Annotated in this window: 15 protein-coding genes; 5 read left to right on the top strand and 10 right to left on the bottom strand. The window is 71.5% G+C overall.

Features of this window, described 5'->3' with window-relative positions; all coding sequences use genetic code 11:
* The first annotated feature begins 15 nt into the window (after positions 1-15).
* The 4 genes from ACIRDU_RS02510 (at position 16) to ACIRDU_RS02495 (ending at position 9,021) form a co-directional block, all read left to right on the top strand.
* Positions 16-1,425: a glycoside hydrolase family 30 beta sandwich domain-containing protein gene (locus ACIRDU_RS02510; RefSeq protein WP_403573318.1), complete on the top strand. Its 1,410-nt coding sequence runs from the start codon at positions 16-18 to the stop codon at positions 1,423-1,425.
* Between the two features lie 105 nt (positions 1,426-1,530).
* Entirely contained in the window at positions 1,531-6,933 is a 5,403-nt protein-coding gene (gene pulA / locus ACIRDU_RS02505; protein WP_403573316.1) for a pullulanase-type alpha-1,6-glucosidase, read from the top strand.
* A 73-nt stretch (positions 6,934-7,006) separates the two neighbouring features.
* Positions 7,007-8,632: a SpoIIE family protein phosphatase gene (locus tag ACIRDU_RS02500; protein WP_403573313.1), complete on the top strand. Its 1,626-nt coding sequence runs from the start codon at positions 7,007-7,009 to the stop codon at positions 8,630-8,632.
* Between the two features lie 32 nt (positions 8,633-8,664).
* On the top strand, positions 8,665-9,021 hold the full coding sequence (locus ACIRDU_RS02495) for a 5-carboxymethyl-2-hydroxymuconate Delta-isomerase (RefSeq protein WP_403573310.1): 357 nt from the start codon (positions 8,665-8,667) through the stop codon (positions 9,019-9,021).
* A gap of 6 nt (positions 9,022-9,027) precedes the next feature.
* On the opposite strand, the gene ACIRDU_RS02490 is transcribed toward ACIRDU_RS02495, so the two are convergent.
* The 3 genes from ACIRDU_RS02490 to ACIRDU_RS02480 all read right to left on the bottom strand — a co-directional run bounded on the left by ACIRDU_RS02490 (position 9,028) and on the right by ACIRDU_RS02480 (position 12,309).
* A complete protein-coding gene (locus ACIRDU_RS02490; protein WP_403573306.1) occupies positions 9,028-9,717 on the bottom strand; it encodes a TetR/AcrR family transcriptional regulator in 690 nt (229 codons plus the stop codon).
* Between the two features lie 93 nt (positions 9,718-9,810).
* Positions 9,811-11,733 (bottom strand): hypothetical protein, encoded by a 1,923-nt coding sequence (locus tag ACIRDU_RS02485; protein WP_403573303.1) that lies wholly within the window; start codon positions 11,731-11,733, stop codon positions 9,811-9,813.
* Positions 11,734-11,781: 48 nt separating this feature from the next.
* Positions 11,782-12,309, bottom strand: coding sequence for a tetratricopeptide repeat protein (locus tag ACIRDU_RS02480; protein ID WP_403573300.1), 528 nt, complete (start codon positions 12,307-12,309; stop codon positions 11,782-11,784).
* Between the two features lie 162 nt (positions 12,310-12,471).
* On the opposite strand from ACIRDU_RS02480, the gene ACIRDU_RS02475 reads away from it, so the two are divergent.
* On the top strand, positions 12,472-12,924 hold the full coding sequence (locus ACIRDU_RS02475) for a hypothetical protein (protein WP_403573297.1): 453 nt from the start codon (positions 12,472-12,474) through the stop codon (positions 12,922-12,924).
* A 76-nt stretch (positions 12,925-13,000) separates the two neighbouring features.
* Here ACIRDU_RS02475 and ACIRDU_RS02470 read toward each other — a convergent pair whose 3' ends face one another.
* The 7 genes from ACIRDU_RS02470 to glnII form a co-directional block, all read right to left on the bottom strand.
* Positions 13,001-14,557, bottom strand: a complete 1,557-nt coding sequence (locus ACIRDU_RS02470; RefSeq protein WP_403573294.1) for a DUF1996 domain-containing protein — start codon at positions 14,555-14,557, stop codon at positions 13,001-13,003.
* Positions 14,558-14,760: 203 nt separating this feature from the next.
* A complete protein-coding gene (locus tag ACIRDU_RS02465) occupies positions 14,761-15,414 on the bottom strand; it encodes a LuxR C-terminal-related transcriptional regulator (protein WP_403573291.1) in 654 nt (217 codons plus the stop codon).
* The gene (locus ACIRDU_RS02460; protein WP_403573289.1) at positions 15,405-16,670 is read right to left on the bottom strand and encodes a sensor histidine kinase; all 1,266 of its coding nucleotides are present in this window, start codon (positions 16,668-16,670) and stop codon (positions 15,405-15,407) included. The genes ACIRDU_RS02465 and ACIRDU_RS02460 overlap by 10 nt, the downstream gene beginning before the upstream one ends.
* Before the next feature lie 52 nt (positions 16,671-16,722).
* Positions 16,723-17,757 carry an SDR family oxidoreductase gene (locus ACIRDU_RS02455; RefSeq protein WP_403573287.1) on the bottom strand — a complete coding sequence of 345 codons (1,035 nt, stop codon included), beginning with the start codon at positions 17,755-17,757 and terminating at the stop codon, positions 16,723-16,725.
* Between the two features lie 94 nt (positions 17,758-17,851).
* Entirely contained in the window at positions 17,852-18,442 is a 591-nt protein-coding gene (locus tag ACIRDU_RS02450; RefSeq protein ID WP_403573284.1) for a winged helix-turn-helix domain-containing protein, read from the bottom strand.
* A 117-nt stretch (positions 18,443-18,559) separates the two neighbouring features.
* Positions 18,560-18,682 (bottom strand): hypothetical protein, encoded by a 123-nt coding sequence (locus ACIRDU_RS02445; RefSeq protein ID WP_403573281.1) that lies wholly within the window; start codon positions 18,680-18,682, stop codon positions 18,560-18,562.
* 167 nt (positions 18,683-18,849) lie between these two features.
* Positions 18,850-19,881: a glutamine synthetase gene (gene glnII, locus ACIRDU_RS02440; protein ID WP_403573279.1), complete on the bottom strand. Its 1,032-nt coding sequence runs from the start codon at positions 19,879-19,881 to the stop codon at positions 18,850-18,852.
* Between the last annotated feature and the right edge of the window lie 136 nt (positions 19,882-20,017).

The following is a 20,017-nucleotide window of genomic DNA, read 5'->3' as shown; positions in this document are numbered from 1 at the left end:
GCGCAGGATCAGAACGTGGACGGTCACCTCCCTCGCGGTGCTGCTGACGACCGCCGGAGCCACCGCCGAGGCGTCGCCGGGGGACCTCGGGCGGACACGTCCGCGACCATCAACGGCTCCACCCGGCACCAGCCCATCGACGGCTTCGGCATCTCCGAGCACTTCGGCCGGGCCGAGATCATGCGGGGCTCGCAGGGCCTGCCCGCCCAGCGTCAACGCGAGATCCTCGACCTGCTGTTCAGCAGGACCACCGGCGTCGGGCTGAGCATCCTGCGCCTCGGCATCGACTCGGGCATCCAGCCGGCCGACCCCGGCGGCCCCGGCGCGACCCCGACGTACGTGTGGGACCGCGACGACAAGGGCCAGGTGTGGCTCGCCCAGCAGGCCGAGGCGTACGGGGTGAACCGCTTCTACGCCGACGCCTGGACCGCGCCCGGCTACATGAAGACCAACGGCACCGACGCGAACGGCGGCACCCTGTGCGGGCTCACCGGCGCCACCTGCGCGAGCGGCGACTGGCGCAGGGCTTACGCGAACTACCTCGTCCAGTACGCGAAGTTCTACGCCCAGGAGGGCATCCGGATCACCGACCTCGGGTTCGTCAACGAGCCGGACTACACGGCCACGTACGACTCCATGCGGCTCACTCCCGCCCGGGCGGCCGAGTTCACCAAGGTCTTCGGGCCCGTGACGAGGGCGGGCGGATACAAGGTCGTCTGCTGTGACTCCTTCGGCTGGAACCAGCAGAAGAACTGCACCGGCGCGATCGAGGCCGACGCCACGGCCCGAGGCCACGTCGACACCCACGCCGGCCACACCTGCGCCAGCCCCGTCGACGGCCCGCTGCCGACGCGGAAGCGCACCTGGATGTCGGAGTGGTCACCCAACGGCACCACCTGGAACGAGGCCTGGGACGACGGCAGCTGCTACGACGGGTTCACCGTCGCCTCCGCCGTGCACGACGCACTCACCAAGGGCAACACCAGTGGCTACGTGTACTGGTACGGGGCCTCGGTCGGTGCCACCCGGGGCCTGATCCGGATGGACGGGGAGAACTACCACGTCTCCAAACGCCTGTGGGCGCCGGCGAACTACAGCCGCTTCATCCGGCCCGGGGCGACCCGCGTCGGCGCCACCACGTCGGGCACCGACCTGAAGCTGTCGGCGTTCCGCAACACCGACGGAACCGTGACGGTCGTGGCCCTCAACGCGGCCACCAGCGCCACCCCGGTGTCGTTCAGCCTGCGGAACATCGGCTTCACCACCAAAACGGCGACCCCGTACCTGACCAACGGCTCGCAGAGCACCACCCGGCAGTCCGCCCTGCCGGTCACCGGTGGGTCGTTGGAGGCCACGGTCCCGGCCCGCTCGCTCGTCACCTACACCCTCACGCGTGAGGGGAGCGACCTGCTGACGGACTGTTGAAAGTTCTTACCAACAGTTTCAGGACTCTTGCTGTAAGTGTTTCGGCGGCGATACGGTCGCGCGGGGTCGGACCCGAGAGAGTCGCAATGCAAGGAGTCCACGTCAGTGATACCGAGATGGCGTGCGCCCGCAAGGCGCCGAACCGCCCGTGCCGGACGGGTCGCTGCGGTCATGGCGACCGCGCTGACCGCAGCACTCGTCCAGCCGCTCGCCGCCGGGGCGGCCACCCCGCCGGCGCCTCCGTCCGACGCCAGGCTGGCAGCCGAGCCAGCCCGGCACGACGCCACCCGTGAGCAGTTCTACTTCGTCCTGCCGGACCGTTTCGCCAATGGCGATCCGCGCAACGACAAGGGCGGCCTGACCGGCTCCCGCCTCACCACCGGCTACGACCCCACCGACAAGGGCTTCTACCAGGGCGGCGACCTCAAGGGCCTGACCAAGAGGCTCGACTACATCAAGGGCCTGGGCACCACCGCCCTGTGGATGGCCCCGATCTTCAAGAACCAGCCCGTGCAGGGCACCGGGGCGAACGCGTCGGCCGGCTACCACGGGTACTGGATCACCGACTTCACCCGGGTCGACCCGCACTTCGGCACCAACAAGGACCTCGAGACCCTCATCGACAAGGCCCACGACAAGGGCATGAAGGTCTTCTTCGACGTCATCACCAACCACACGGCGGACGTCGTCGACTACGAGGAGAAGTCGTACGACTACCTCTCCAAGGGGGCGTTCCCGTACCTGACGAAGGACGGCGTGCCCTTCGACGACGCCGACCACGCGGACGGCACGAAGCGGTTCCCGCCGGTCGACGAAGGCTCCTTCCCGCGTACGCCGACCGTCCCCGCGGCGAAGAGGAACGTCAAGGTCCCGTCCTGGCTCAACGACCCGGCGATGTACCACAACCGCGGCGACTCCACCTTCGCCGGTGAGAGCTCCACCCACGGCGACTTCTCCGGGCTCGACGACCTGTGGACCGAGCGGCCCGAGGTCGTCAGCGGCATGGAGAAGATCTACCAGCGCTGGGTGCGGGACTTCGACATCGACGGCTTCCGGATCGACACCGTGAAGCACGTCGACATGGAGTTCTGGACGCAGTGGGCCACCGCCCTCGACGCGTACGCCGCCCAGCGGGGCCGGGACGACTTCTTCATGTTCGGAGAGGTCTACTCGGCCGACACGTCCGTCACCGCCCCCTACGTCACCCAGGGCCGGCTCGACGCCACCCTCGACTTCCCCTTCCAGGAGGCGGCCCGCCAGTACGCCTCGCAGGGCGGCAGCGCCCGGAAGCTCGCGGGTGTCTTCGGCGACGACCACAAGTACACGACCGGCAAGGCGAACGCGTACGAGCAGGTCACCTTCCTCGGCAACCACGACATGGGCCGGATCGGGGCGTTCCTGAAGCAGGACAACCCCAAGGCCACCGACGCCGAGATCCTCGCCAAGGACAAGCTCGCCAACGAGCTGATGTTCCTCAGCCGGGGCAACCCCGTCGTCTACTATGGCGACGAGCAGGGCTTCGCCGGCCCGGGCGGTGACAAGGACGCCCGGCAGACCATGTTCGCCTCGCGCACCGCCGACTATCTCGACGACGACCGGATCGGCACCGACCGCACCCACGCCGAGGACGCCTACGACACGCAGGCGCCGCTCTACCGCCGGATCAGCGCTCTCGCCAAGCTGCGGAAGGCCAACCCGGCCCTCGCCGACGGCGTCCAGCAGGAGCGGTACGCGGCCGACGGCCCGGGCGTCTACGCCTTCTCCCGCACGGACGCCAAGACCGGCACCGAGTACGTCGTCGCCTTCAACAACGCCGGCGAGAAGAAGACCGCGACCTTCCCCACCGGCTCGGCCGGCATGACCTTCAAGGGCGTCCACGGCACCGACGCCACCCTGAAGAGCGACGGCGACAAGAAGCTCACCGTCACCGTCCCGGCCCGCTCGGCGATCGTCCTCAAGGCGTCCGGAAAGCTCGCCGAGCCCGCCACCGCGCCGAAGCTCACCCTGAAGGCCCCGGCCGCCGGCGCCACCGGCACGGCGGAGGTCTCCGCGGACGTCGACGGCGGACAGCTCAACCGGGTCGTCTTCGCCGCCCAGACCGGCAACGGAAAGTGGCAGGTCCTCGGCTCAGCCGACCACGCCCCGTACAAGGTCACCCACACCATCGGCAAGAACGTGGCGCCCGGCACGGCCCTGCGCTACAAGGCCGTCGTCATCGACTCGGCCGGCCGCACCACGAGCGCCCTGGCCACCTCCACCACCGGCACCCCGCCCGCCCCTCAGCCGCCCACCGCGTCCTCCCGCGACTACGCCATCGTCCACTACAAGCGCACCGACGGGGACTACGCCGACTGGGGCCTGTACGCCTGGGGCGACCTCGCCGAGGGCGAGGCCACCGAGTGGCCCGAGAGCCACCCCTTCACCGGCCGTGACGCCTACGGCGCCTTCGCCTGGGTCAAGCTCAAGCCCGGCGCCTCGAACGTCGGCTTCCTCGTCATCGACAAGGACGGCAACAAGGACGTCGCCGCCGACCGCACGATCGACGTCACCAGGACCGGCGAGATCTGGATAGAGCAGGGCAAGGAGACGGTCACCACCGAGCGCCCCGACCACCCGGCACCCGACAAGGGCAAGGCCGTCCTGCACTACCACCGGGCCGACGGGAACTACGACGGCTGGGGCCTGCACGTCTGGACCGGCGCCGCCGACCCCACCGACTGGTCGAACCCCCTGAAGCCGGTCAAGACTGATTCCTATGGCGCAGTCTTCGAGGTACCGCTCACCGACGGAGCCACCAGCCTCAGCTACATCCTGCACAAGGGCGACGAGAAGGACCTGCCCACCGACCAGTCGCTCGACCTCGAGGCGAACGGCCACGAGGTGTGGCTGGTGAGCGGCCAGGAGAAGTACCTGCTCCCGCAGCCCGCCGGCTCCGCGGCCGCACTCGACCTGACCACCTCCAAGGCGGTCTGGATCGACCGGAACACCCTCGCCTGGAACGGCTCCGACGCCGCCGCCTCCACCCAGCTGCTCTACGCCCGCGACGGCTCCATCGCGGTGCGGGACGGCGCCCTGACCGGTGACGCGAAGTGGCTGCGCCTGTCGAAGAGCGAGCTGACCGACGCCCAGAAGGCGAAGTTCCCGCATCTGAAGGAGTACACCGCCTGGACCGTCGACCCCCGCGACCGCGACCGGGTCCGCGAGGCCCTGCGCGGCCAGGTCGTCGCCACCCAGCACGCCGCGAACGGGGCTGTGCTCGCGGCGACCGGCGTCCAGATCGCCGGTGTCCTCGACGACCTGTACGACGCCACCAAGGCCGACCTGGGGCCGACGTTCCCCAAGGGCCGCCCCACACTGTCCGTGTGGGCGCCGACCGCGCAGCAGGTGTCCCTGGAGATCGGTGGCTCCACCGCCCCGATGAAGCGCGACGCCGGCACCGGCGTCTGGTCCGTCACCGGCCCGAAGTCCTGGAAGGGCAAGCCCTACCGGTACGTCGTGAAGGTCTGGGCCCCCAGCGTCCGCAAGATCGTCACCAACAAGGTCACCGACCCCTACGCCCTCGCCCTCACCGCCGACTCCGAGCGCAGCCTCGTCGCCGACCTGGACGACAAGGCGCTGAAGCCGCCCGGCTGGTCGTCGTACACCAAGCCGAAGGCCGTGCCGCTGCGGGACGCGCAGATCCAGGAGCTGCACATCCGGGACTTCTCCGTGGAGGACCGGACGGCGAAGCACCCCGGCACCTACCTCGCCTTCACCGACAAGGCCAGTGACGGCTCCAAGCACCTGCGCGAGCTGGCGAAGGCGGGCACCTCGTACGTCCATCTGCTGCCCGCCTTCGACATCGCCACCATCCCGGAGAAGAAGGGCGACCAGGCGAAGACCGAGTGCGACCTGGCCTCCTACCCGGCCGACTCCGACAAGCAGCAGGAGTGCGTAGGGAAGATCGCCGCGAAGGACGCCTACAACTGGGGCTACGACCCGTACCACTACACGGTCCCCGAGGGCTCCTACGCCACCGACCCGGACGGCACGACCCGCACGGTCGAGTTCCGCAGGATGGTGAAGGCGCTGAACGACGACGGCCTGCGGGTCGTCATGGACGTCGTCTACAACCACACCGCCGCGAGCGGCCAGGCGGACACCTCCGTCCTGGACCGGATCGTGCCCGGCTACTACCAGCGGCTCCTCGCCGACGGCTCGGTCGCGAACAGCACCTGCTGCGCCAACACCGCCACCGAGAACGCCATGATGGGCAAGCTGGTCGTCGACTCGATCGTCACCTGGGCCAAGGAGTACAAGGTCGACGGCTTCCGCTTCGACCTCATGGGCCACCACCCGAAGGCCAACATCCTCGCGGTCCGCGAGGCCCTCGACGCGCTGACCCCGGCGAAGGACGGCGTCGACGGCAAGAAGATCATCCTGTACGGCGAGGGCTGGAACTTCGGCGAGGTCGCCGACGACGCCCGGTTCGTCCAGGCCACGCAGAAGAACATGGCCGGCACCGGCATCGCCACCTTCTCCGACCGGGCCCGCGACGCCGTGCGCGGCGGCGGCCCCTTCGACGAGGACCCCGGCGTCCAGGGCTTCGCCTCGGGTCTGTACACCGAACCCAACTCCTCGAAGAGCAACGGCACCCCGGCCGAGCAGAAGGCCCGCCTGCTGCACTACCAGGACCTCGTCAAGGTGGGCCTGGCCGGCAACCTGGGCGCCTTCACGTTCACGGACACCAGCGGAAAGGAGGTCAAGGGCTCCGAGGTCGACTACAACGGCGCCCCCGCGGGATACGCCGACGCCCCGGGCGACGCCCTCGCCTACGCCGACGCGCACGACAACGAGTCCCTGTTCGACGCGCTCGCCTTCAAGCTGCCGGCGGACACGACGGCGTCCGACCGGGCCCGGATGCAGGTCCTGGCCATGGCGACGGCCACCCTCTCGCAGGGCCCGGCCCTCTCCCAGGCGGGCACCGACCTGCTGCGCTCCAAGTCCCTGGACCGCAACTCCTACGACAGCGGCGACTGGTTCAACGCCGTCCACTGGAGGTGCGAGGACGGCAACGGCTTCGGCCGCGGACTGCCCATGGCGGCCGACAACGCGTCCAAGTGGCCGTACGCCAAGCCCCTGCTGAGCAAGGTCACGGTGGGCTGCGAGCAGATCGAGGGCACCTCGGCGGCCTACCGCGACCTGCTGCGGATCCGGAGCACCGAGAAGGACTTCTCCCTCGGCACGGCCGAGCAGGTGCAGTCCCGGCTCTCCTTCCCGCTGTCCGGCAAGGACGAGACACCCGGCGTGATCACCATGCGGCTCGGTGACCTCGTCGTCGTCTTCAACGCCACGCCGCAGCGGCAGGAACAGCGCGTCCCCGCAGTCGCCGGGACCGCCTACCGGCTGCACCCGGTGCAGGCGGCGGGCGCGGACTCTACCGTCAAGTCCTCCTCCTACGCGGCTGAATCGGGCACGTTCGCCGTTCCGGGGCGTACCGTCGCCGTCTTCACCCGGACCGCCGGATAGCGCACTACGTTGAGTGGGGCGGGCCGTGACCCACGGCCCGTCCCACCCCGTACGTCCCCGAGGGGCCGCCGACATGGACGCCAGCGGCACACAGCACAGCCCCGGCACCACCGTGCTGGTCGTGGACGACGTCGCGGCCAGCCGGTACGCCATGGGCGCGGTGCTGCAACGGGCCGGCCACCGGATCGTGCCCGTCGCCAGCGGGGGCGAGGCGCTCATCGAGCTCGACGTGCGGGTGCGCGACGGCACCCTGCCCGACGTGGCCCTCGTCGACGTGGGCCTGCCCGACATGAGCGGCTTCGAACTGTGCCGCCGGGTCCGGGCCCGACCGCCCATGGCCGCGCTGCCCGTGGTCCACTTCTCCGCCGCCGCCACCGCACCCGGCGACCGGTGCCGGGGACTGGACGCCGGCGGGGACGCGTATCTGACCGTGCCCGCCGAACCGCTGGAGATCCAGGCCGTCGTCCGGGCCGCCGTGCGCGGAGCGCGCCGCACCACGGGCGCCGAGACCGTCGTCCACCGGCTGACGCTGCTGGCCGAGGCCGTCATCACCGTGCAGGCGGCCCGCTGCCCGCAGGAACTCGCCACCGCGGCCGCCGACGGCACCGCGGCCCTCACCGCCTCGCCCGCCGTGGTGTTCGTCATCGGCCCGGACGGCGAGTGGCACCGCGGCACCGCCCGGGGCCGCCCCGGGGCGGCGGACGACGGCGCCCACCAGGCGGCGGTACGGCTGGTCACCCGGCTCGCGGAGGGCCGCACCGGCGTGCACACCACCGTCGTCCCCGCGCCGCTGTGGCCGGCCGGGATCTTCCGGCCGGGCGTCGAGGAGGACGCCCGCCTGACCGTGGCGACGGCCCAGGACGGCCGGACCACCGTGTGCCTCGCCACGCCCGTACGGCGTACGGCGATCGGCGACCCCGCGGACGACGGGCTGCCGGCCCGCCTCGCCCAGGCCACCGTGCTCGCCGCCGAACCGCTGCTGATGTACCAGGTGGAGCGGCATGTCGCGCTCACCCTCCAGCACAGCTTCCTGCCCCGGCCGCACAAGCTGCCGCACCTGCCCGGCGTCGACATCGTCGTCCGCTACGTGCCCGCCTGTGAGCAGACCGAGATCGGCGGGGACTTCTACGCCGCCCTGCGCACCCGTGACGGGGTGCTCACCGCGGTCGGGGACGTCGTCGGGCACTCGCTGGACGCGGCCACCGTCATGGTCGAGATCCGCCACGCCCTGCGCGCCTACTGCGTCGACGAGAGCGACCCGGTCGTGCTGGCCACGCGGCTCGACCGGATGCTCCAGCAGTACCACCCCGACGTCACGGCCACCGTGTGCCTGGCGCTGGTCGACCCCGGCAGCGGGCGGGTACGGATCGCCAACGCCGGGCACATCCCGCCGCTGATCCTGCGCGACGGCGGCGACGCCGAGTACGCCGACGCCTGCGGCCCGCTGCTCGGGCTGGGACTGCGGCGGCCCCCGGCGACCGAGTGCCGTCTGCACCGCACCGACCGCCTGCTCATGGTCACCGACGGTCTCATCGAGACCCGCGGCATCCCGATCACGACCTCCATGGACCAGCTCCGCACGGCCGCCGCCGACGCCCCGGCCGGCCTCGACACCCTCTGTGACGTGCTGCTGGGCTGCTTCGGCCACGACCGCGAGGACGACATCGCGATGCTGGCCCTGCGGTTGGGGCCTGTCTAAGGTGAGCCCACAGGCCTAGAACAGGAGTACTGATGCCGCAGATCACCGTCGACTATTCCGCCGACCTCGCGGACGACTTCGACCGGCCCGGATTCGCCAAGGCGCTGCACGAGGCGACGGTCGAGATCGCGGCCGCGAAGCCGCCGGCCTGCAAGAGCCGGTTCCGCCCGACCGAGTCCGTCGTGGTCGGCCCCGAGGCCGAGGGGCACGCCCATGTGCACATCCACATCGCGCTGCTCGCCGGCCGCTCCGACGAGACCAAGGCCCGGCTCACCGAGGCCGCGCTGGAGTTGCTGCGGACGTACCTGAAGCAGCCCGAGGGGCTGGCGCTGCACGCCTCCGCCGAGGTCCGTGACCTGGACCCGTCGTACGCGAAGTTCGAGAGCTGAGCCCGCTCAGCTCGCCAGAGCGATGAGCCGGCCTGCCAGGTGCGCGAACGGGCCGTCGGCCGGCTCGTCCTTGACGATGTCGCGCAGCAACGCGGCCATCTCCTCGTCGTAGGCGGCGCTCACCGCGGTGAGGGCGGCGAAGTCGTTGACGAGCTGGGGCTCCAGTTCCTCGCGCGGGATACGCCGGCCGTCCAGCCAGATCAGCGCCGTCGACTCGGCGAGCGAGATCCAGGACCGCACGACCAGTTCGAGGCGCGGGGGTGGATCGGTCACACCCAGGTGCGAAAGGATCTGGACATACGCGGCCTGCCGTACGGAGTCGACGAGCGCGTTGGTCGTCGACGAACCGACCGCCGGGCCGCCGCGCATGAGGGCGGAGAAGCCGGGCCCGTGCTCGTCCACGAAGTCGAAGTAGCGGCGCATCACCCGCAGCAGCCGCGCCCCCAGCGGACCCTCGTGCGGCTCCACGAAACGGGCCGCCAGATCGTCCGAGGCCCGCTGCAACGCGGCCTCGTACAGGCTGAGTTTGCCGGGAAAGTAGTGGTAGACCAATGGGCGTGAAATGCCCGCGGCCGACGCTATCTCGTCGATGGAGACCTCGTCGGGAGAGCGGCGGCTGAACAGTTCGAGGGCGACGCCGATCAACTGCTGCCGCCGCTCCTCGACTCCCATCCTGCGGCGAACCCCGGTAGTCATACGAACACCTTACCGATCGATTCCGGCCTCGAACGGGCCGGATCGATCGCGAGGGTCCACCCGAGGCCGCCGGGCGGGCACGTCAACCGCCCGTCAGCGCAGCCCGCCGAGCGAGCGCCCGTCCTTCAGGGTGCCCTTGAGCTGAGCCTGCGCTCCCTGCTCGGCCGGCACGGTCAGCAGACTGCTCTGCGAGGCCCCGTCCACTGCGCCCGTCGCCCGGATCGACGCGGTCCCGCGGCTGCCGGCGGCCAGCAGGTACCAGTCGCCGCCCTTCGACTTCCACAGCACCCCGGCCAGCACATGCGGGTCGCGCGCCCCGCACGCCGGGACGTTCTGGGCCTTGGCCGCCACCGCCCCGTACGCCCCGCCCGGCGTGTGGAACTGCGCCAGCACCCGCGCCCCGCCGCCCCGCCAGGTCTCGGCCCGGGTGCACACCCACGCGGCCGAGCCGCTCGCGTCGGGCAGCGGCTGCCTGTTGAACGCCCAGGCGTTGACGCTCCGCACCCCCGCCGAGCGCAGCGTGCCCAGCGAGCAGGCGAACGGCCGCCAGGTGCGCAGCGCCGCGGCACCGGACACCTCGCCGGGGGAGCCGGGCCGTCCGGTGGTGAGCCGGGCCGGGACCAGTTCGCCGAGGTCGGTCAGCAGCCGTGTCCCGGTGCCGTCGGTCAGGTGCAGCACGTTCCACGAGGTGCAGGGGCCGGACCGCAGGGCCGGACTGGCCAGCGGTGCGGTCACACCGTCGGTGAGCGTGAGGTCCATCGCGCCGGAGCCCGGCTTCATCAGGTCCCGCTCGCCCGCCTTCTCCACCCAAGGCGCCGTCAGGTACCGGACGTTGCCGTCGGACCGGCTCAGGACCACCGCGCCCGCCTCGGCCCGGTCGGCGCCGTCGACCCGGGCGAAGTCCAGGGCGGCGCCCTGCGTGCCGTCCTTGGGCTCGGCGTACCGGGCGATGCGCAGACCGTCGTGGAGGATCACCACGCGCGCCGCGTCGACCGTCCCCGCGTACAGCAGCTGGGGCGGTCCGGCCGGGCCGCCGGAGGGCGTGCCGGGCGTCGCCGACACCTGCACCGTCTCGCCGGGGCGGGCCCACACGGCCAGCGCGCGGCGCAGCAGTTCCTTGTCGCCGGTGCGGTCGCCGCGGGCCGGCCACACGGAGAAGTCGGTGCGCGCCGAGCCGCGCCACGCGGCGGGGGGGACCCGGGTCAGCTTCCCCGGGTCCAGGGCGGCCTGCGCCGCCGGGTTCTGCGCATACGGGGGTGCCGCGGCGCCGTCGGGGCCCCAGCCCTCACCGGGCAGGCCGAGCAGCGCCCCGCACACCAGCAGGGCGGCACCGGCGGCCAGTGCGGCCTTCAGGTGCTGGCGGCGGCGCATCAGGTCGGTGGGCCGGGCCTGGAGCGAGCAGGGGTCGAACTCGGGGGAGTCGAGCAGCCCGTACCGGGCGGGGACCCCGTCGGCCTCCAGCACCGCACCTTCCGGGTCGGCGACGCCCGCGGCCGCGAGTACCTTGCACACCCCGTCGTCCGTGAGCCGCTCCAGCCCGCGCAGCGCGTACGCGGCGCGGGCCGGGCCCGACAGGGTGGACAGCCGCTGGTCCAGGGCGAGTTCGTCGGCGCCGCCGGAGCGCGGGAACAGCTTCAGGCCCCACACCTGCGGCAGCAGCGGCGGCAGCTGGGACCTCTTGGGCCATGCCTTCGCCTTCAGCGGCAGACCGGCCTCCAGTGCCGTGCGCAGCACCTGGAGACGGACCAGGGCGTAGCCCGGATCGCCGTCCCGGCCGGTGGACTGGGCCGGGATCACCGGGGCCGGCGTGCGGTTGCGGGGGAGTGCCCGCTGGGTGAGGGCGTGCGCGGTCAGGACGCGGCGGCTGCGGCCCAGTCCGGGTGGCAGCACCAGGTAGGCCAGCCGGACGAGCCGCGGGTAGTGCTCGACGAGCGCGGCCTCGGCCTGCTCGACGTCGACGACCGGGCCGGCGGGGGAGGGGGGTGCGGGGCGCTGGGCGACATCCTGTGACTGCACGTTCAGCAGAACGAGCGAATCGGTGGATGGTCACCTGGAAGCGGAGCGTCACGCCCCCGGGTGCTCCCCGGGCTCCACGAGCAGACGGGCGTAGTTCGCCATGGACCGCTGGTAGCGCGGCAGATGCGGGGCCAGGGCCCCCAGGGCCAGCGCCAGGGCCTCCCGGTCGCGGCCGAGACTCGACAGACACAGGGCGAGGCAGGCGCGTACGGGGTCGTCCAGCTCGTCGGACGGCGCGACCAGTTCGGGTGTCAGCAGGGCGACGCCCTCCTCGGCCCGCCCGATGTTCCGCAGCGAGCTGGCCAGCTGGATCTTCGTCCGGCGGGCCTTGTAGGGGCTGACGTCGGCCAGGCCGAGTCTGAGCGCCTCCTGGTAGAGGGGGACCGCCTTGTCGGAGCGGCCCGTGGAATCCCAGGCGCAGGCCTGCTCGAAGGGGCCGTGCGGACTGCCCTCCGGCAGCTCGGCGACGAGGGCGTCGACGTCGGCGCGGAAGCGGGCCTCGTCCTCTTCCGTCTCGGCGTAGTCGTCGAAGCGGTCCCACAGGGCGGCCACACGGTCTTCCCAGTCCTGATCCACCAACCCACCTTCGCACAGGAGTGCACACCGCGGCAGCGGAATTTGAGCACGCAGGGCCCCGCAGCCGTATCGAAGGCGAGAGCTCTTGCCGGGGCTCCGTGCGGCATGCGTCCGGACCGTGCCGTGACAAGGACCGTGCCGTGACAAGGACCGGAGGAACAGATGAGGGTGACCCGACCGATGCTCGCGCTGAGCGGCGCGGTGGCGATACTGGCGCTGACCGGCTGCGGCGGAGCCGGCGACAAGGACGAGGCGGCCGTTCCCGAGGCGGTGACGGGCAGCCTGGAGCACATCGCGGCCGAGGCCGACTGCAAGCCGAACATGCAGACCGACGCGGACACCATCCGCCAGGCCCTCTGCAAGAAGGGCAAGGAGAAGTACGTCCTCGCCACCTTCGCCACCGACCGCGGCCAGCGCGAGTGGCTGAACAGCGCCAAGGACTACGGCGGCTACTACCTCGTCGGCCGCAAGTGGGTCGCGGTCGGACAGCAGAAGACGGTCACGGCGCTGCAGGGCACCCTCGGCGGGACCATGGAGGAGGGCTCCGAGCACATGAACCCCGGTGGCAGCCACAACAAGGGCCCTCACGACGGCGGCGGCAGCCACCACGGCTGAGCGCGCGGCCCGGAGCAGCGGAAAGCCGGCGGTGGAATTCCCACCGCCGGCTTTCCGCCGCTCTACCGGACCGGGACTACTGGCAGTCCTCGCCGTTGTTGATGCACTGGACCATCTCGTTCATCAGGTTCTCGTCGAAGAAGTTGATGAAGTCGTTGTGGTCGGTGATCGCCTTGTGCAGCTGCTCCGGGAAGGAGTCCACCGCGAAGGCGTTCTGCACCTGCCCGTTGTTGATCTGCGGCGCCTGGACGTCGTAGACCAGGCGGACCTGGAGCTGGGGGATGGCCTTGAAGCCGTTCGAGCAGCTGCCGTCCGCCTCCACGAAGTCCACGTGGGTGCGGTGGTTGGCGCTGTCGATGTTCTGGCCGTCCCAGCAGCTCTGGAAGTTGGACGTCCGGACCACGGAGCTGCCCTCGGGGCAGAGCGGGTACTTGTCCGTCACCTGCCGGTCCTCGAAGCCGGTGCAGCTCCACGAGGTGTTGGCGTTGTTCAGGCCGTTGGTGAGGGACTTGGCGTCACCGGTGATGATGCGCAGGGCCTTCGGCATCGCGACGACGTCGCTGGTGCGGTTGCCGACGAACTTCAGCTGCGCCTCGGCCGGCTCGACGATCTTGCCGACGTTGCCGTCCTGGCCACCGCCGGGCTGACCCGCGTCGATGTCGTTCGAACCGTCCTGGATACGGAGCACCGGCCAGAAGTACGAGGACTTGTCGCCCTGGTTCTGGCAGGTCGTGTCGGCGTTCGCCAGGTCCTCGTCGCTCGCGAAGGCGTTGTTGCTCTGGTTGCCGACGTAGTCGTGCTGGTGCTGAGCACCGTTGGAGACACCGGGCGCCACGATCACGTTGTCCGAGTTGCGGTTCTCGTTCTCGTTGGTGCCGCAGTTCGTGGTGAACGTACCCGTGGAACCGCCGTCGCCGTTCGCGGCGAGGCCGTTCGGCAGGTTGCGGGAGTTGGGCTGGACGTCCTCGATGTTGATGAAGTCGTCCGCCACCGGGCCGTTGCCGGCCTGCCCGCCGTTGCCGCCGCCCTGGCCCTGCCCGTTGTCCTGGCCGCCGTTGTCCTGACCCTGGTCCTGGCCGCCGTTGTCCTGACCCTGGTCCTGACCGCCGTCGTTCTGGCCGTCGTTGTTCTGTCCGCCCCCGGCCTGGCCGTCGTTGGTGTCGACGTCGGCTGCCATGCCCTGGCACTCGGCGAGCTGCTCGAGATTGCCCGGGGCCTGTCCGCCCACCCGCCGGATGTTGATGCCGATCCGGTCGATGACCGCGGTCCGCTTCGACTTCAGCGGGCCGAGGATGGCGTTGTTGACGAAGCCCGGGTCACCGGCCTGGGCCTGGCGCGTGGAGGCCAGACGGGTGTAGGCCTCGCTGATCTGCTTGTCGAGGTTGGCCAGCTCCTTGTCCACCCCCTGGCGAGCACCGTCCGGCACGTCGGTCAGCTTCTGTCCCACGTCCGGGCACTGGATCGTGGCGATCTGCGCGCCCGCGGACTTCGTCTGGTTCGCCGAGTTCTCCTCGTGCGCCGAGGCGTAGAAGTTTGCCCAGATCAGCCCGCCCCCACCGAGCGCTAGGGCCGCCGATGCGGCAATGGCCTTGGTGGCCAGCGGCGTACGGCGTTTTCTTGTGTTGCGTCCCATGGAACTCCTCTGACTTCCTTTTTCGGGGGCATCGAGGCGCCCGACAGGAGTGAAGCGGCTCCCTTCCATACGGAGGCCGTCCCACGGGTGTTCAGAGGTCCTGGAAATTGATGCGAGATTCGTGAGGACTCCGTGTCCTCAACAGCCCCTGTGGCACCGGGAGTTCTGGATCACCCACGGTGGGTGAAGGGGCGGGTCCGGTTTCACCGGCCGTGGTCGAGATAGGCGAGAACCGCCAGCACGCGGCGGTTGTCGTCGTCCGAGACCTCCAGTCCCAGTTTGGCGAAGATGTTCGCGGTGTGCTTGGCGATCGCCCGTTCCGTGACGACCAGCTTCCCGGCGATCGCCGCGTTGGACCGGCCCTGCGCCATCAGTTCCAGCACCTCCCGCTCCCGGGGCGTCAGCCGCGCCAGCGGCCGGTCGTCGCCCGACTGCCGCGCCAGCAACTGCTGGATGACCTGCGGATCCATCGCCGTACCACCGGCGGCGACCCGCCGTACGGCGTCCACGAACTGCTCGGCCTCGAACACCCGGTCCTTCAGCAGGTAGCCGACCCCACCGCTGCCGTCGGCGAGCAGCTCACGCGCGTACAGCTGCTCCACGTGCTGGGAGAGCACCAGCACCGGCAGCCCGGGCCGCTTCCGGCGGGCGTCGAGCGCGCACTGCAGGCCCTCGTCGGTGTGCGTGGGCGGCAGGCGGACGTCGACCACGGCGACGTCCGGGTCCAGCTCGGCCAGCGCGGCGGCCAGTTCGGGTCCGGACTCGACGGCCGCCGCGATCTCGAAGCCGTGCGCCTGGAGCAGCCGGACGAGTCCGTCGCGCAGCAGGAAGAGATCTTCGGCCAGGACTACGCGCAAGGGATCTCCATGGTGACCATGGTGGGGCCGCCCGCGGGACTGCTGACGGCCAGGACGCCGTCGAATGTACCCAGTCGCCGCTCGACCCCGGCCAGCCCCGAGCCGGCCCCGATCTCCGCACCGCCCTTTCCGTTGTCCGTGACGGTCGCCCGCAGCATGCCGTCGGTGTGGTGCAGGTCGATCCAGATCCGGTCGGCGCCCGAGTGCTTCACGGCGTTGGTGAGCACCTCGCTCACGGCGAAGTACACGGCCGCTTCCACGGGCGCCCCGGCCCGCCCGGGCAGGTCCACGCTCACCTCGGTGGCCACCGGCAGCCGCAGCGCCAGCGCCCGTACGGCGTCTGCCAGGCCGCGTTCGGCGAGGACCGGCGGGTGGATGCCCCGCACCAGCTCGCGCAGTTCGGACAGCGCCTCCACCGAGGACTTCCGGGCCTGCGCGATCAGCTCCCTGGCCCGGGCCGGGTCCTTGTCGAGGAGCGCCTCGATGGTGCCGAGGTCCATGCCGACCGCCACCAGGCGGGCCTGGGCACCGTCGTGCAGGTCCCGTTCGATGCGCCGCAGTTCGGCGGCGGAGGTGTCGACCGCGTCCCGCCGCGTCTCGGTCAGCACCCGTACCCGCTCGGCCAGTTCGCCCTGGTTCGAGCCGAGGACGGCCCGGGTGAGCCGGAAGTGGACGTCCAGCAGGCGCGGGGTGAGGAAGTGCGCGAAGAAGAGCAGGACCAGGCCCAGGGCCGCCGCGCCGAACGCGGACGTCTGGTCGTGGACCCGCACGAAGCCGTACCAGTACCCGTCTGCACCGTCCAACACCCGCCACAGCCCGGCCGCGATCGCGAACCCCTCCAGCGGATAGAGGAGCAGCACCGCCGGGAGCAGCGCCGTGACGAACCCGGCGGTCATGTCGACCGGCAGCCACCGCAGGTCCCGCCACGTCGCCGGGTCGCTCAGCATCCCGAAGGTACGTGTCCAGGGGTTGGCGCCCTTCGGCAGCGGCCGGTACGCCGGGGGGATCCGCACCCCGCCCCACTCCGCGGCGAGTACCCGCCGCCAGTTCGCGAACGCCCGCACCCCCGTCAGCACGTACGGGGTGGTGACGAGCCCGACCCCGATCGGGATGAGCGCGATCGAGACCAGGGACAGGCAGAAGCACAGCACCGCCCCCGGCAGCGAGACGAGGGCCAGCGCCAGCCCCCGCACCGCGGCGAGCCCGATGCCCCGCCCTGTCGTCCGCCCGTTGCCGCTCTTGGTGTCGATGGTCATGGCGTCAGTCTCGCCGAGCGCAGTGCGCGGGTCACTGGGCCGGCCACCCCGGTCAGGGGGTGGTGCTGGCTACACCGTTCCCACCCCGGCCGGCCGCGAGCACCCTCGCCTCCACCTCCGGGGCGAGCCCCTTCCGCGTCCGGTCCGGGCGCTGGGGTGCCGTGCCGCCGATGTCCTGGAGCCACCGCCAGGTGTCCGCGACGGTCTCCTCGACGGGCCGGCAGACCAGTCCGGCCCCGACCGCCCGGGAGACGTCCGCGCTGTGCAGGGCGTCGTGCAGGTCGCTGCCCGGCGGCACCCACACGGGCAGCTCGGTCCACGGCTCGATGCCCGCCTGGAGGATCACGTCGGGTTCGGTCCACCGGAGCTCGGCCGCACCGCCGGTGACCCGTACGCAGGCGTCCAGCAACTCGCCCATGGTGGCGTGCCCCTGCGGACTCATCAGGTTGAACGGCCCGCTCAGCTCCCGCTCGGCCGCGTGCAGGATCCACTCGGCCAGGTCACGGACGTCCACGTACTGGAGGGGCAGCTCACGCGGGCCCGGCGCCAGCACCGGCCCCCCGCGCGCCGTCCGGCCCAGCCACCAGGGCAGCCGGCCGACGTTCTCGTACGGGCCGAGGATCAGCCCGGACCGTACGAGCGCCGACCGGTCCGCGCCGAAGGCGTCCAGCACGGCCAGCTCACCGCCCCGCTTGTCCTGCGCGTACGCGGTCTGCTCCGCGTCCGCCGACGCCCCCTCCACCAGGGGCGCGTCCTCGTCGTACCCGGCGGCCGGGGCCCACGCGTACACCGAGCAGCTCGACACGTACACGTACCGGTCGGCGCGGCCCCGCAACAGCCGCGCCGTGTCCCGCACCGCGCGGGGCGCCGCCGACCAGGTGTCGACGACGACGTCCCACTCGCCCGGGTCGTCGGCGAGGGCGGCCAGGCCGCCGGGTGCGGTGCGGTCGCCGAGCAGCGACCGCACGCCCGGCGGCGCGTCGTGCCGCCCCCGGTGGAAGACGGTCACCTCCCAGCCCCGACCCAGCGCCGCCTCCACGACGGCCCGCCCCGCGAACTCCGTCCCACCCAGCATCAGAAGCCTCATGCCGGTGACTGTGCCCGATGGGGCCAGGGGACGGAACGTGGATCTGCTGTCAGCAGACGCGACGCGAGGGGGCGGGGCGGGGCGGGGGCGGGCCTCAGTGCGCCTTCGGCGGCACGTACTTGTAGCCGACGCGGCGCACGGTGCGGATCGTGTCGCGGTGCTCCACGCCCAGCTTGCGGCGCAGGCGGGCGACGTGGACGTCGACCGTGCGGCCGTCGCCCACGTGCCCGTAGCCCCACACCGTGCCGACCAGCTGGTCGCGGGTGTGCACCCGGCCCGGGTGCGCCACCAGGTGGGCCAGCAGCTCGAACTCCAGGTAGGTGAGGTCGAGCGGCCGCCCGGCCACCTGGGCGGTGCGCTGCACGGTGTCGACGCGGATCAGCGGCTCGCCGCCCGGCTCGGCCCGGGGCTCCGGGCCGACGGCCTGTGGCCGGTCCGGCGCCGACACCGGGAACGGCGGCTGCTGGTCGGCCGGTACGAGGACCAGGTAGCCGATCATCGGCGGCTGCCCCGGCAGGACGGGCAGGGTGTGCTGCGGCGCCGGCAGCCAGGTGGCACCCGGCGGCAGCAGGTCCGCGACCGTCACCACCTCGTCCCGGTCGACGGCACGCAGCCGATGCCGAGGGCTCTGCGGCACGGGGGAGTCGAGGGGAGTGGCGGTGGACAGGGAACGAGTGGTCGCCATGAGAGGTCAGCTCTTTCGCGCGAGGAGTTCGTCGGGGAGGTCGACGGCCGCGATTCGTGGTCGGGCTCGCCGAGGGACGTACGCGGTTCGCGCTGGCCGAAGGCCGGGTGTACGGCTTTAGAGGGCCGGCGCGTTCATCGCGCGGCAACACACCCGGTCGAAGTCGTGGTCCTGGCGGGACGGCCAGAAGGGCTCGAGGTCATGGCGACCCGTCGCGGTGCACTTCCGGTAGCTGGCCATGGCTCCATTGAAGCAGAGCTGATCCCGCACGGGGACCCTCCTCTCACTGCTTGGACAACCGCCCCCGTCAGGGGCGCGGGGAACTGCGCGACAAGCCACGACGTCGCGGCAGACGAAGCGAGGCGCCCACCGCGAACGGTGAGCGCCTCGTCGGGAACGTGCGGGAGTCAGACCTGGCCGGCCTTCTCCAGCGCCGAGCAGCAGGTGTCGACGAGCAGACGGGTCACCACGTACGGGTCGACGTTGGCGTTCGGACGGCGGTCCTCGATGTAGCCCTTGCCGTCCTTCTCGACCTGCCACGGGATACGGACCGAGGCGCCGCGGTCGGAGACGCCGTAGGAGTACTTGTCCCACGGGGCGGTCTCGTGCAGACCGGTCAGGCGGTCGTCGATGCCGGCGCCGTAGTTCTTGACGTGGTCGAGCGGCTTGGAGCCCTCGCCGAGCGACTCGGCCGCGGTGATGATCGCGTCGTAGCTCTCGCGCATCGCCTTGGTGGAGAAGTTGGTGTGCGCACCGGCGCCGTTCCAGTCGCCCTTGACCGGCTTGGGGTCGAGGGTGGCGGCGATGTCGAAGTCCTCGGCGGTGCGGTAGAGCAGCCAGCGGGCCACCCACAGGTGGTCGGAGACCTCCAGCGGGGAGACCGGACCGACCTGGAACTCCCACTGGCCGGGCATGACCTCGGCGTTGATTCCGGAGATGGCGAGCCCGGCCTTCAGGCAGTTGTCGAGGTGGGCCTCGACGACGTCACGGCCGAAGATCTCGTCCGCGCCGACACCGCAGTAGTAGCCGCCCTGCGGGGCCGGGAAGCCGCCCTTGGGGAAGCCGAGCGGGTAGCCGTCCTTGAAGAACGTGTACTCCTGCTCGATGCCGAAGATCGGCTCCTGCGCCGCGAACTTCTCCGCGACCTCGGCCAGCGCCGCACGGGTGTTGCTGGGGTGCGGGGTGAGGTCGATGTTCAGGACCTCGCAGAGCACCAGGATGTCGTCGCCACCGCGGATCGGGTCCGGGCAGGTGAAGACCGGCTTGAGGACGCAGTCCGAGGAGTGGCCCTCGGCCTGGTTGGTGGACGACCCGTCGAAGCCCCAGATCGGCAGCGCGTCGAGACCGGCGGGGGAGCCCGCGATGATCTTGGTCTTGGAACGCAGTTTGGCCGTCGGCTCGGTGCCGTCGATCCAGATGTACTCAGCCTTGAAGGTCACGGGCCACATCCTTCGGGGTGTGTCTGGGCGCGTATCGCGGGTGCTGCGGCGCTGCGGCACCGATGCGCCGCGTCTGCTGCCCGGCAGCCTGGCAACAGGCGATTTCCCGGCCATTGCTCGAATGTGAACCCCGTGT

It is taken from the genome of Streptomyces sp. NPDC093598 (genome assembly GCF_044764825.1).
In the GTDB taxonomy this organism is placed as follows: Bacteria; Actinomycetota; Actinomycetes; order Streptomycetales; family Streptomycetaceae; genus Streptomyces.
Note: the sequence above shows the minus strand (reverse complement) of the source record. Positions and strands in the feature narration are given on the sequence as shown.